General features: G+C 59.1%; 11 protein-coding genes. 6 read left to right on the top strand and 5 right to left on the bottom strand.

Annotated features, from left to right (window positions below; translation table 11 throughout):
* Positions 1–68: 68 nt before the first annotated feature.
* Complete coding sequence (locus tag I9184_RS18400) at positions 69–1070, top strand: nuclear transport factor 2 family protein (protein WP_348539546.1); 1002 nt, start codon at positions 69–71, stop codon at positions 1068–1070.
* Positions 1067–1939, top strand: a complete 873-nt coding sequence (locus I9184_RS18395) for an amidohydrolase family protein (RefSeq protein ID WP_209835376.1) — start codon at positions 1067–1069, stop codon at positions 1937–1939. The genes I9184_RS18400 and I9184_RS18395 overlap by 4 nt, the downstream gene beginning before the upstream one ends.
* Before the next feature lie 98 nt (positions 1940–2037).
* Here I9184_RS18395 and I9184_RS18390 read toward each other — a convergent pair whose 3' ends face one another.
* Genes I9184_RS18390 through I9184_RS18375 form a run of 4 tightly spaced genes read right to left on the bottom strand, consistent with a single transcriptional unit; the run spans position 2038 to position 7647 of the window.
* Complete coding sequence (locus I9184_RS18390; RefSeq protein WP_209835375.1) at positions 2038–3075, bottom strand: ACP S-malonyltransferase; 1038 nt, start codon at positions 3073–3075, stop codon at positions 2038–2040.
* Positions 3072–5261: a thiamine pyrophosphate-dependent enzyme gene (locus I9184_RS18385; protein WP_209835374.1), complete on the bottom strand. Its 2190-nt coding sequence runs from the start codon at positions 5259–5261 to the stop codon at positions 3072–3074. The genes I9184_RS18390 and I9184_RS18385 overlap by 4 nt, the downstream gene beginning before the upstream one ends.
* An 11-nt stretch (positions 5262–5272) precedes the next feature.
* On the bottom strand, positions 5273–6475 hold the full coding sequence (locus I9184_RS18380) for an acyl-CoA dehydrogenase (RefSeq protein WP_171170247.1): 1203 nt from the start codon (positions 6473–6475) through the stop codon (positions 5273–5275).
* Positions 6472–7647 carry a pyridoxal phosphate-dependent aminotransferase gene (locus tag I9184_RS18375; protein ID WP_209835373.1) on the bottom strand — a complete coding sequence of 392 codons (1176 nt, stop codon included), beginning with the start codon at positions 7645–7647 and terminating at the stop codon, positions 6472–6474. Before I9184_RS18375 ends, I9184_RS18380 begins: the two co-directional genes overlap by 4 nt.
* Before the next feature lie 89 nt (positions 7648–7736).
* Between I9184_RS18375 and I9184_RS18370 the strand changes: the two genes are divergently transcribed.
* Positions 7737–8642, top strand: a complete 906-nt coding sequence (locus I9184_RS18370; RefSeq protein WP_245218210.1) for a LysR family transcriptional regulator — start codon at positions 7737–7739, stop codon at positions 8640–8642.
* A gap of 44 nt (positions 8643–8686) precedes the next feature.
* Here the strand turns inward: I9184_RS18370 and I9184_RS18365 are convergent, their stop codons facing one another.
* Positions 8687–9562: a LysR family transcriptional regulator gene (locus I9184_RS18365; protein WP_171637097.1), complete on the bottom strand. Its 876-nt coding sequence runs from the start codon at positions 9560–9562 to the stop codon at positions 8687–8689.
* 132 nt (positions 9563–9694) lie between these two features.
* Here I9184_RS18365 and I9184_RS18360 point away from each other — a divergent pair, with 132 nt between their 5' ends.
* The 3 genes from I9184_RS18360 (at position 9695) to I9184_RS18350 (ending at position 12980) form a co-directional block, all read left to right on the top strand.
* Positions 9695–10660 carry an NAD(P)-dependent oxidoreductase gene (locus I9184_RS18360; RefSeq protein WP_171637095.1) on the top strand — a complete coding sequence of 322 codons (966 nt, stop codon included), beginning with the start codon at positions 9695–9697 and terminating at the stop codon, positions 10658–10660.
* Between the two features lie 304 nt (positions 10661–10964).
* Positions 10965–11996 (top strand): sterol desaturase family protein, encoded by a 1032-nt coding sequence (locus I9184_RS21155; protein WP_209835372.1) that lies wholly within the window; start codon positions 10965–10967, stop codon positions 11994–11996.
* A 168-nt stretch (positions 11997–12164) separates the two neighbouring features.
* The gene (locus I9184_RS18350) at positions 12165–12980 is read left to right on the top strand and encodes a PaaX family transcriptional regulator C-terminal domain-containing protein (protein WP_209835371.1); all 816 of its coding nucleotides are present in this window, start codon (positions 12165–12167) and stop codon (positions 12978–12980) included.
* The last annotated feature ends 69 nt before the right edge of the window (positions 12981–13049 follow it).

Raw genomic sequence — 13049 nt, 5'->3', positions numbered from 1 at the left:
TAGCGTAGAAATCCGACTCAACCTGGCTTCGCGCCGCTCGCAAAACTTTGACTACAATGGTAAATACCGTGAACTTTCAGACAGAAAAAAAACTGGTCTATGCGTTTCACACCGCATTGGACTCCGCCGCAGTGACGGAAACTCCGAAGGTGATGAGCCAATTCTGCGCTTCGGATTCGAGGTGGCGCGGCTTTCACCCGTTCAACGAAATCAACGGCGTCGAACAGGTTGCCCGGCAATTCTGGCAGCCGCTGAAGGGCAGCCTTGCGCATTTGCAGAACCGAGTGGATATTCTGTTTGCGGGGCAAAACGCGTTGCGGAAAGAAACCGACGTTTGGGTTGTTGCCATGGGTCATCTTATGGGGCTGTTCGACCGACCGTGGTTGGGTATTCGCCCGACCGGCAAGATGGCGTTCCTGCGATATTGCGCGTTCTACAAGGTGGCCGGTGACAGAATTGTCGAAACGGCGATGTATTTCGACATCCCGCACCTGATGGTTCAGGCTGGCCAGAATCCGTTTCCCCCGCAGACTGCGGCGCATCTGGTGCAGCCCGGACCAAGGTCCCATGATGGTTTGCTGCATGATGAGCAGCCCGCACACGAAGGAGAAAAAACGCTGGCGGTCATCAATGCGATGATCGCGGATCTGGGCCGTTGGGACAGCGGGCTGTCGCTGGAAGAAGAATTGGCGCGCACGTGGCACCAGGACATGATCTGGTGGGGCCCCGAAGGAATTGGCGCGACCTACACGATCGAACGGTATGCCAGGCAACACTCCGGACCGTTTCGCGCTGCCTTCACGGACCGGTCAAAGACCAATCATGTCTGCCGTCTGGCCGAAGGGCATTACGGTGGCTTCTTTGGATGGCCCAACTTTACTGCCACGCCCACAGGTGGTTTTATGGGGATGCCAGCCACCGGAAAACCCGGCGAATTCAGGGTGATCGATATCTATCGCCGCGTCGAAGACAAGCTGGCCGAAAACTGGATCTTCATCGACTTGCTGCATTTCTGGAAAGGACAGGGTGTGGATATTCTGGCGCGCACCACCGGGATTGAAGCATCATGAGGATAGATGCGCATCACCACCTGTGGGACCTTTCGGCCGTGCACTACCCTTGGCTTACAGAGAAAGGTATCGTTCGGTTTTTCGGCGATCCGTCTTCCATCCAGCGGGACTATTTGCTCCCGGAGTTTCGCGCGGACGCCGAAGCCATGGGGTTCGGCGCTTCGGTTCACATTCAGGTCGGCGCCGCTGACCCCTGGGCCGAGGCGCGGTGGGTACACTCCGTTGCCGACCAGTTCCCTGACTGGCCGTTGGTGCAGGTGGCATTCTGCGATCTGACCTCGGATGATCTGGATGCACAGCTCGACAGTCTTCAAACCCTGCCTTCGGTTCGCGGCGTTCGCCAGATTATTGGCCGCGCTCCGGGTGAAGACGCCTCAACTGGCACGAACGCGTTACTTGAAGACCCAAAGTTCTTGGCTGGTCTGAAGCAACTGGGCGCGCGTGGTCTTTCCTTTGATCTTCAGCTGCTGCCAGAGCTGATGGGGCAAGCAGCGAATGTCCTTGCACAGGCGCCGGAGACCCGGATCGCTCTTTGCCACGCAGGTTCGCCATACGACCGGACCCCGCAAGGGTTGCGACGGTGGGCAGATGAATTGACGGCCTTGTCAAACCTGCCACATGTCTTTTGCAAACTCTCCGGCCTGGGAATGTTCGACCACGATTGGAATGCTGAAAGCGTCTCGCCGATCGTTTCAACCTGCCTGTCCCAATTTGGTGCCGATCGCTGCATGTTCGGATCGAATTTCCCGGTCGACAGCCTTACCTCGACCTACAAGGAAACCGTTTCCCGGCATGCGTCGCTCATCCCGGGGTCGATGCTGGACGACGTCTTTCGCGGCACGTCAGAACGTTTCTATCGCATTGAATAGCGCCGGACACGACAAACCGGACTACCTGCACCGGTTTTCTGAAACGGCTTGGCAACCTCGGCGCGCCGGCTCTGAGGCTGACCGGTGGGCGCACAGGTTCATGTCACCTGTTTCCTTTGATCAACCATTCCCATCGAACACAGAATCGGGCTGTTTCCTTGGCGAGACTGAAATGTCGACTTGTCCGACAGCCCGGACCAATTGGTCAGAATCAGGCTTTGCGCGACGGCACCGCCCAGCGTGGTGCCAGGACCCGTAACAATGAAAAGATCCGGTGCGAACTCATGCGCGGCCTGTGCGATGGCATGGGTGAAATCATAAGTTTCGGTCACTTGATGGCCCAGAGTGTAATCCCAAAGTGCATTCGGGTCGCAAGCTCCGGGCCACCATATCCGGCCACGCCCGTCGATCAGGGGCAGGTCCGGTTGTCGAAACAGGCCAGCGCTCAGTTTCGTGCGGCCCTGCGCCGAGACCGGAGCCTGAAGATGCGAATGGAACCCGGCATGGTTGGCCAATCGCATGGGAAAACGTTCCTGAACCACCGGTACTGCCTTTTCGAACGCGGCCAAACCGGCGTCGTCGCCTGCAAGCACCAACATGCCGCCCAGATCAATCGACAGGGTCAACGTTGCATCGGTTCGGTCAATGTCATCCACCAAGGCAAGCAGCTCTGCCTTGCGGGTCTGGTCAGGATGCCAGTCAGAATCCATGAAAGGATAGATCAGTTGTCCACCGATCATGTGTTCCTGCATCAGAGTGCCCATGGTGTTGACCACCTCGAACCCTCCTTCGGCGGACAGCGCACCGCCGCAGGCCAGCGCCGAATACCAGCCCATCGAATTTCCCGTCACCGCAACCACTTCGATTTTGTCAGGATTGATGGCGCGGAAATCACCCAAAGTCGCTGCATAGATCAAAGCAGATGCATTGTCGCCGCGGGTGTGCTTGGCAATGGAATATCGGGCCGCACCGTCCAGTTCGCTGAGCGTTTCTTGCCCCTGCGCGCGCCGCATGTCATCAAAGCGTCGCAACACGGCCTTGTCGCTGAATTGCCGGCCCAGGACACCCAGTTCGGGTTTGTTGTAAGTACCGCGGCCAGGGCAGATGACGACGGCAGTCTGTTTGGCGGAACTCATGTGCCGGCCTCCATCAAGGATCGCGCGGCGGCTTCGATACTGTCCTTCGATGGCATGGTCGCAGCATAGGCCGGGCCCGTGGCGATAAAGCTGTCTTCTGCGGTGATACGGGCCAGCGGCACATCGCATGTTTCATGAAAATGCGCCATCAGAGCTTCGGCCACGCCGCCATGGTGGCGGGTTTCGTCGACGATCAGGATGCGTTTGGCCCCGGTCACGGCCTGTGTCAGTGCCGCTTTGGGCAAAGGGGACAACCAGCGCATATCGATGATCCGTGTCTTGATCCCGTCGGCCTGCAAGGCCGTGCGCGCCTGATGGCTGAGATAGACGCCATTTCCAAAGGTGACGATGGCCAGATCGTCGCCGTCACCGTCCACGCCCACCTCGCCGAAGCCGATCTTTTCAGAAGGGTCGGGATAGGTTTGCATCCAGCCGCCGTCTCCGGCCTCGTGCAGGTCCCGCATCGGGTAGAGGGCGATGGGTTCGAGGAAAACGACCAGCCGCTGTTCTTCACGCGCGAGGCGCACGCATTCACGCAGCAGCCGCGCGGCGTCGGCACCGTTCGACGGGCAGGCCAGGATTAGGCCCGGAATGTCGCGCAATACAGCAACCGAGTTGTCATTGTGGAAGTGTCCGCCAAACCCTTTTTGATACCCCAGTCCGGCAATGCGCACGACCATCGGGTTGGTGTATTGACCGTTCGAGAAAAAGGGCAGGGTGGCGGCCTCACCTCGCAGCTGGTCCTCGGCATTGTGAAGATAGGCCAGAAACTGGATTTCCGGCATTGGCGTGAACCCGTTCTGGGCCATGCCGATCGCCAGGCCCAGGATCGACTGTTCGTCCAGCAACGTGTCGATCATCCGGTCAGGGCCAAACCGTGTTTGCAGCTTTTGGGTCACGCCGTAAACGCCGCCCTTGCGCCCGACATCTTCGCCCATCATGACGATCTCGCCATGTTCCAGCATCAGATCGGTCAGTGCCCAGTTGATCAATCGCGACATGATCTGCGGTTCGGAATGGGCCTTGAGATCGCCGCCGAAAATCTCGGCCCGACGCTCGGGTGTTGGGCCGTTGGTCGGCGCGCAGGGGCGTGTCGGCGGGATCAGGCTGGCCATCACCTCTGTTGCGTTTTGCAGGCGAGGGCGTGTGATGGCCTGATCGGCCACGCGGGCGACCCGGGCGCAGGTATCATTGTAGACGCTCAGCGCCTGTTCCGGGCTCATCGCGCCGCACTGATCCAACAGGCGCACGGAATGCAGCAGCGGGTCGTTGGCTTCTTCGGCCTCAACCTCGGCTTTTGGCATATAGGTGGTTGGCATATCGGCCCCGGCGTGACCGTACAGGCGAACAGTCCGAACATGTAGGAAAGCAGGTTTCCTGCGGCTGCGCACATAGTCGGCCGCCTGTTGCGCAACGCGATAGGTGTCGAACAGATCCAACCCGTCGCACGAGAAATACTTCAGGCCCGGACGGTTGGCGAAAGTGGCCGCGATCCAGCCTTTCGGCGTTTTGGTCGAGATACCGATCCCGTTGTCTTCGCAGCAGAACAGAAGGGGCAGAGGCACAGATTGAAAGGACGTCCACTGCGCCGTGTTGAAAGCGCCCTGTGCGGTGGAATGGTTGGCCGAGGCATCCCCGAACGAGCAATAGACGATGGCATCCTCGGGCATGTCTGCATGTTCAGGGCGATGACGCCGTGCAGCGGCGACGGCATATGCCGCGCCGACCGCCTTCGGCAGATGGCTGGCGATGGTCGAGGTCTGCGGCGGAATGCACAGCGCTTTCGATCCCAAAACCTTGTGACGCCCGCCACTGATCGGGTCCTCGGAAGACGAGGCAAAGGACAGCAGAATATCCCATGTCGGGCTTTGGCCCGGCACCTGATCCGAGCGGGCAATCTGAAAGGCCGCATCGCGGTAGTGCAGAAACGCCGGATCGGTCGGGCGCAGGGCCGCGGCAACGGCCGCCATGCCCTCATGTCCGGATGACCCGATCGTATAGAACCCCTGACCCGCCTTCTGCATCGCGCGGCTTTGCCGGTCCAGCGCCCGGCTCAGGCATTGCGCCCTGTAAAGTGCGACGGCTTCATGACCGCTCAGCGGTCCGGCCGGTGCGGGCCCTTCGGGAAAGTCCCGCGCCGCAACACGGCGCAGGAAATTGTCATGCACGATTGCGGCGCGATCCATGTCAGATGTCCTTAGGCGAAGGCTTGCAGGCCTGTCTGCGCACGGCCCAGGATCAGGGCATGCACATCATGGGTGCCTTCATAGGTGTTGACGGTTTCAAGGTTCACCATGTGCCGGATCACGTGGAAGTCCTGACTGATCCCGTTGCCACCATGCATGTCGCGGGCATGGCGGGCGATCTCAAGCGCCTTGCCGCAATTGTTCCGTTTGATCAGGCTGACCATCTCGGGCGCGGCGCGGGCTTCGTCCATCAGGCGACCCACGCGCAGCGCGGCTTGCAGGCCCAGCGTGATTTCGGTCTGCATGTTGGCAAGCTTCAGCTGGAACAGTTGTGTCTGCGCCAGCGGACGACCAAACTGTTTGCGGTCCAGCCCATATTGCCGGGCCGCGTGCCAGCACGCCTCGGCGGCGCCCATCGATCCCCAGGCAATGCCGTAACGCGCACGGTTCAGACAGCCGAACGGGCCTTTCAAACCTTCGACATTGGGCAGCAGGGCGTCCTCGCCGACCTCGACATTGTTCATCACGATCTCACCGGTGATCGAGGCGCGCAGAGACAGCTTGCCTTCGATCTTGGGGGCCGACAGTCCAGCCGTTCCCTTGTCCAGGACAAAGCCCTTGATCTTGCCGCCATGCGCTTCGGATTTGGCCCAAACGACGAACACATCGGCGATCGGGGCGTTCGAGATCCACATTTTCGACCCGTTCAGCACATAGCCGCCCTCGGTTTTCTTCGCGACAGTCTTCATCGAGCCGGGGTCCGAACCGGCATCGGGTTCCGTCAGCCCGAAGCAGCCGATAAATTCGCCGGTTGCCAGTTTGGGCAGGTATTTCTGGCGCTGCTCTTCGGTGCCGTATGCGTAGATCGGATACATCACCAGGCTGGACTGCACCGACATCATCGAACGATAGCCGCTGTCCACACGTTCGACCTCGCGCGCGACAAGACCATAGGTCACATAGCTGGACCCAATACCGCCGTATTCCTCGGGAATGGTTGTTCCCAGCAAACCCATCTCACCCATCTCGCGAAAGATGGCCGGGTCGGTTTCTTCATTAGCAAACGCGGCAGTTACCCGAGACAGCAGTTTGTCCTGCGCGTAGGCATGTGCGGCATCACGAACCATGCGTTCGTCTTCGGCCAGCTGGTCTTCCAGCAGGAACGGATCGTCCCAGGTGAAGGGGCCAAGGTGCGGGGCGGATTGAGGTTTCATGCAAGTTTCCTTTCCACAGCGGTTTTGAGACGCGCAAGGCCCGCTGCAATTGTATCTTCAGCATAAGCGAACGACAGGCGAAGATGGCCCGGCATCCCAAAGGCACGGCCGGGCACCAGGGCAACGCCGGCATCTTCCAGCAACCACGTGCAGAATTCCGCGTCACTGTCAAATGGCCCGCCTTGTTCTTTCAGCAGGCCAGTGCAGGACGGAAAGGCATAAAACGCCCCGTCCGGGGTGGAACAGTGCAGCCCGGGTACTGCGTTCAACCAGTGGACGACCAGATCGCGGCGCGCGGCAAAGAGGGCGCGACGCTCCTCCAGCAACTCGGGGTCGCAAGTGATCGCGGCCAGCGACGCCCATTGCGAGATCGAGCATGCCCCCGATGTGACCTGACCCTGAACAGCGACCATGGCGCTTATCAGATCGGACGGTCCGATCCCCCAGCCGATGCGCCATCCGGTCATCGACCACGCCTTGGCCACACCGTTGACGATCAACATGCGATGGGTCAGCGCCGGGGCGGCCTCGGCCGCGGACGTGAAAGGTGCAAAGCTGAGATGGCGATAAATCTCATCGGCCAGAACCCAGACCTGCGAGTGGCGCTCCAGCACTTCTGCCAGCCCCGCAAGTTCTGCCTTAGCGTAAATCGCGCCCGACGGGTTCGAGGGTGAATTCAGCATCAGCCAGCGCGTGCGCGGTGTGATGGCGGCCTGCAATTGTTCAGGCAGCAGTTTGAAGCCCTGTTCCATCGGGCAGGGCAGAACAACCGGCACCCCACCTGCCATCCGGACAATATCGGAATAGCTGGTCCAATAGGGGGCGGGCATGATGACCTCGTCGCCGGGGTTCAGGCTGGCCAGCATCGCATTTGCGATCACCTGTTTCGCGCCTGTTGATACGATGACCTGGGTCATCTCGGCACCTGCTTGTCGGGCAATTTCCGCGCGTAGTTCAGGCACACCGGCAGTGGGCGGGTACTTGGTTTTGCCCTCCAGTGCCGCTGAATGCGCAGCTTCGACCACACGGGGCGGCGTCGGCAGGTCCGGTTCGCCGGTTGACAGCGCCAGAATATTACGCCCTTGGGCGCGCAGGCGGGCGGCGGCCTCTGAGATCTGGACGATTTCCGACAATTCGATACCGTTCAACCGGTCAGCGCGCTGGAACACCATGAACCTTCCTCTGCAATCAAGTTCGGTTTTAGCCACAAAGTTACTTGAGAAAAATACGCCAATGAGTATCTTTTCAGTGACTAAAACTCATGAGTTCCATGCCCCGGATCAACTCACTGCCATCTCTGGCCCTAATGCGCAGTTTCGAAGCCGCCGCGCGCCATGAAAGCTATACCATGGCGGCCGAAGAGCTTGGCGTGACGCAAAGCGCGATCAGCCGTCAGGTCCGAGAGCTTGAGGCCGCGATTGGCGTTACGTTGTTTCGGCGGGTTGGACGCGCAGTGCGCCTTTCCAATGCGGGGCGGGCCTTGCGGGACGAGCTGGCAGGTGATCTTGAACGTCTCAGCGGCACGATCAACCGTGCGATTGCAGCCGGAGACGGTGCGTCGCTTTTGACCCTGGCCGTCCTGCCCACCTTTGCGACACGGTGGCTGGTGCCGCGCCTGCCGGATTTCAAAACGCGCCATCCCGGAATCGAACTGGATCTGCACTCTTACACGACGCCTTTCAGCCTTGAAGAACGACGTATGGATCTGGCCATCCATTTCGGGCAGGAGGATTGGCCGGGCGCGCAATTGCGCAGGTTGTTCCCCGAGCATCTGGTGGTCACGGCAGCACCCGCGCTGCTGAGACGTCACAGGCTGGACACCCGTGCGCAAACCTTTGAACTGCCGCTTTTGCATCTGACCTCGCGCCCCGAGCTGTGGTCTACCTATCACTCTCAACTCGGGCTGGATCCGGGGGCGGTTTTTCCGGGGATGCGGTTTGACCAGTTCTCGATGCTGATCGAGGCCGCCGTCGTCGGTTTGGGTGCCGCCATTCTGCCCTCGTATTTGATTGAAGAAGAGCTGGCGTCCGGCGTTCTGACCGAAATCGGCCAGATCGCCAACACGTCGAACAGCGCCTATTACATCGCGACGCCAACAGGTCAGAAGAACGACGCCGTTCAAGTTTTTGCAAACTGGATCAGCAAGCAGACGCGGGCACGCGCGTAACTGGTCAAATACAGAAGATCGAATTCATCGCCCACAGGCACATCTCAGGCGAAAATCTGTTTGAGCCAGGTTTCAAACATCTGTTTGGCAGCAGAGTTCGCGTTCGATCCCTGGCCATCGACAAGGAAATGGCTTTGTTCGATTGGAATGGCGTCCCCGACTATCGCGATGGACCTTCCGGCCTTGATTGCGGTTCTGGCAAAGCGCTCAAGGATTACTGAGTAACCTCCACCTTCCGCCACGATGTCCACGGCGGCAATTGTCGTGTCCACGGTGAAGCAAGACGCCGCAGGAGAATACTCTGTGCCGAAAGCGGAAAAATACCGGTGCCACATGTCCTGAAATCCCAAAATCTGTATCTGGGGTTTGACCAGCAGTTGTTCCGTCGAAGGCCATTTCCGATCTCGTGATCCGGCTGCAACCGGAACGATACGTTCGTCCGAGATCTTGCTGAACGGCCCGTCGTTCCATTCCCCGTTTCCCAAACGCAGCTCGACATCGACGTTTTCCCTGCCCGCGGATTCTGCCCAGATATTTGAAACCAACCTGATCGATACACCCGGGTGTGCGCGTGAAAACTCAGGCAATCTGCCGGCAAGGAACAAGCTGGCCGTGGAAATCGGCACACGCACGACCAGCTCATGCTTGTGGCTGGAGCCAAACAGGCTTGCGGTTGACAGGTCGATATCGCCCAAGGCGCGCCGAACTGAAAACGCATACGCCTGCCCGACCTCTGTCAGGCTGAGGTTGCGTGCGGCACGAAAGAACAAAGGGCAGCCCAGCTGTGCTTCCAATGAGCGGACGTGCAGGCTCAAGGCCGTCTGGGTGATGCCAAGCTCTTCTGCCGCAGCAGTAAAGCTCATATGCCGTGCGGCACAGTCAAAAGACCGCAGCCAGACCAGATTGGGCGATTTTGACATTTCCAGCACCAAAAAATTTTATGGATACCGGCGATATTTATTCGTTTTACACGCTGCATTCAACGCCCGTAGATTTCATCAGGGAAAAACAGCGCTGGTCCTCTGATTGGCCACCGGAAAGGGAACGCAGGTATGAAAGTTGGATTTATCGGCCTTGGAAATGTCGGCGGGAAACTCAGCGGCAGTTTGCTGCGCAATGGCGTTGATCTGACCGTACATGATCTGAACTCTGACCTGGTGTCAGGTTTCGTCGACCGCGGGGCAAAGGCCGCCGAGAATCCGGCACAACTGATGCGGGATTGTGATGCGGTGATCACCTGCCTGCCTTCTCCGGCGGCTTCGGACGCTGTGATGCAGGACATGCTGCCCGAAGTGACCGAGGGCAAAATCTGGATGGAGATGTCCACCACGGATGAAGCTGAGGTCAAGCGTCTAGGTGCGATGGTGAAGGAACGCGGTGGCGCTGCCGTCGATTGTCCGGTCTCGGGCGGGTGTCATCGGGCGGATACCGGCAACATTTCGATTTTTGCCGGATGTGATCGCGCCACGTTCGAACGTATTCTGCCCTTTCTGACCACGATGGGGCGTCGCATCCTTCATACCGGTGAACTGGGATCTGCTTCGGTACTGAAAGTGCTGACCAACTATCTGGCCACTGCAAACCTGATCACCTGTTCAGAGGCGCTTGTGGTCGCCAAGGCCGCCGGAATGGATTTGAATACGGCGTATGAGGCAATGAAGATCAGTTCGGGAACATCCTTCGTGCATGAAACCGAAAGTCAGGTCATCCTAAACGGATCTCGTGATATCTCGTTCACGATGGACCTGGTGTTGAAGGATATCGGCCTGTTTCAGGAGGTGGCGGATCGCGCCGGGGTGCCGCTGGAGATCAATCCGCTGATGATCGAGATTTTCAAGGACGGGATCGAGAAATATGGCCCTCGTGAGTTTTCCCCCAACATCATCCGCCGGCTCGAAGACAAAACCGGGCTGGATATCCGCGCGCCGGGGTTCCCATCGGAAATGCTGGACGATGAACCCGAAGAGCCAGGTTACGAAGTGATCCCGCAAGGATCTGACCTGAAGGCCGCCGAATAGGGCGGTGCGCGGCGGGCAGGAAACGGATCTATGTCATGGCGGATCATCAATCTTGCGCCGATACGTTCGCCGACATGGGCGGATCCTGCATCACGCCTGAAGCAAATCGGCTGAAACGTCTGGCCGTTTTTCGTGCCCCCAAGAAACCAGATCGGCGGGGCAGGTCGCGCAATGTGCACGATAACCGCCGCCCGTTCCTCGAATAGGTCACATCATGTATCGCCGGCCGTCCCGCAAATATCCTTACGAGCCGCCTCCGGCTTGGTCCTGAAAAAGGTGACTTTATTCAGGAAAGGACAATCACGTGACGATTCAAGACGCGAACCCTCAGGACACCACCAACGCACCGCCCGAGCCCGGCCCCATGAGCCGCGAATGGCATTGGCACCCGGACTTGCCGGTGAAATACGCCCCGTACTGGAACTGGCCGCCGAAAATCGGCGTCCTGGCGAAATGGGTTTGGCAGAACTGGCTTCAGTTCTCGGACCGCTCGATCTTTCTGGCCTTGGCCTTCCTTGTGGCCTTCTTGGTACAACCCGTAGATGCCGGGCAGGCTTCGTTTGCCCCGGGCTGGATGTCATGGGTGTTCATTCGGAACTGGGTGCTGCTGTTGATCGTCGCCGGTGGTCTGCACATGTGGTTTTACGGGGTCGACGGGCAGGGAAAGCTGCTGAAATACGACCCACGGCCTTACATGAAGCGCAAGAATGCTTTGTATAAGTTCGGCTTTCAGACCTGGGACAACATCTACCATTCGATGGTCTTTGGCGCGACGTTCCTGTCGATGCTGGAGTGTTTTCTGCGCTGGATGTACGCCAACAATTATATCGCCACGCTCAGCTTCACGGCGCATCCGGTCTGGTTCGTGCTGCTGTTTCCGATCCTGGCGATCTGGCAGAGCTTTCATTTCTACGTCGTGCATCTGTTTCTGCACCAGCCATTCATCTACAGACATGTTCACGCCGTACATCACCGCAACGTCAACACCGGCCCATGGTCGGGCATGTCGATGCATCCGGTCGAGGCCTTGGGGTATCTCAGTGCCATCCTGATCGTGCTGGTACTGCCCAGCAACCCGGTGCACATGATCTTTCTGGGGTATTGGCTGATGTTGGGCGCCGCCTCGTCTCATTCCGGGTACGAGGCCATCTGGGCGCGAGACCGTCAGGCGTTGTTGATCGGGGCGTTTTTCCACCAGTTGCATCACCGGTATTACGAATGCAATTACGGCAACGCAGAAATGCCCTGGGACAAGTGGTTCGGAACCTATCATGATGGCTCGGACGAGGCCACGAAACGGACTCGCAACCGCAAACGTGACATGCATTCCAAATAGAGCGGCGCGCAACGCGGGCCGCGCGCAGCTGGCGCTGCCTCGGCCGATCATTTGTCTTGCCCGATAACGCTTGACTGAACCGATCCCGTTGCCGAAATCCTGGCCCTGTACGAAACCGGGCGCGCGGGGCCGGATGGCAATTCCCTCGGGCCTGATTATACTGTCCAAATGAAAGATACCGCTCCAGACTGGTTTGAAACCTGTGTCAGCCGGCTGACCACGACAAGCACCCAGCGGGTGTGGTCTGTTCTGGTCACGATTTTCGGCGATCTGGCGCAGGATGGATCAGATCAGATCAGTGGATCACTGATCACCGCGCTTACGCGTCTGGCGGGGATCAGGGCCGAGGCCACGCGTGTTGCGTTGCATCGGTTGCGCAAGGAAGGCTGGATTGAAAGCACGCGGGTTGGTCGGAACAGTGTGCACAGGCTGACCAGCTTTGGCCGCCGTCAAAGCGTTGCAGCCGCACCGCGTATCTATTCCCGCGACCCGAACATGCCGGATATCTGGCATGTCCTCATCGCCAGCAACTCGGAAAGTTCCCGAAAGGAATTGTCGGACCTGATGCTGACGGGGGATTACTTCTCGCTGAATGCGTCCACGGCCATGGCGCCCGGGCCGATGCCGGATGATCTTGAAGAGCTTCTGGGTTTCGAGAGCGACACGATGTCCGTCCCGAACTGGCTTCGCGACCTCTGCGGGCCGGAGCCATTGAAAACCGCCTATGATCAGTTCTGGAATGCCATTCAGGTTGTTGAGCGGCTTTTGCCCGCAGAGGGGGCGGGCGACCCGATGCGTTCGGCGGTTCTGCGCGTACTGGTGGTGCATGCCTGGCGACGTATCGTTCTGCGCCACCCAAGCCTGCCACCGGTTTTCCTGCCGGACGACTGGAAAGGCGCCGCATGCAGAGAAGCTGTCTCGCACTTGTTGGACAGGCTACCGCGCCCCTCGCTATCGAGCTTGGAAGCCGAGCTGATGGACTGACCCACAGCGGGGCAAAGTTCGGGTGAGCTGCCGGATGTCCTGCCATTGTTAAGAAGGGCTGCGTCGTCT

Origin of the sequence: Ruegeria sp. HKCCE3926, from assembly GCF_017872515.1 — a bacterium.
Lineage (GTDB): Bacteria > Pseudomonadota > Alphaproteobacteria > Rhodobacterales > Rhodobacteraceae > Ruegeria.
This window is presented reverse-complemented; position numbering and strand designations above follow the sequence as displayed.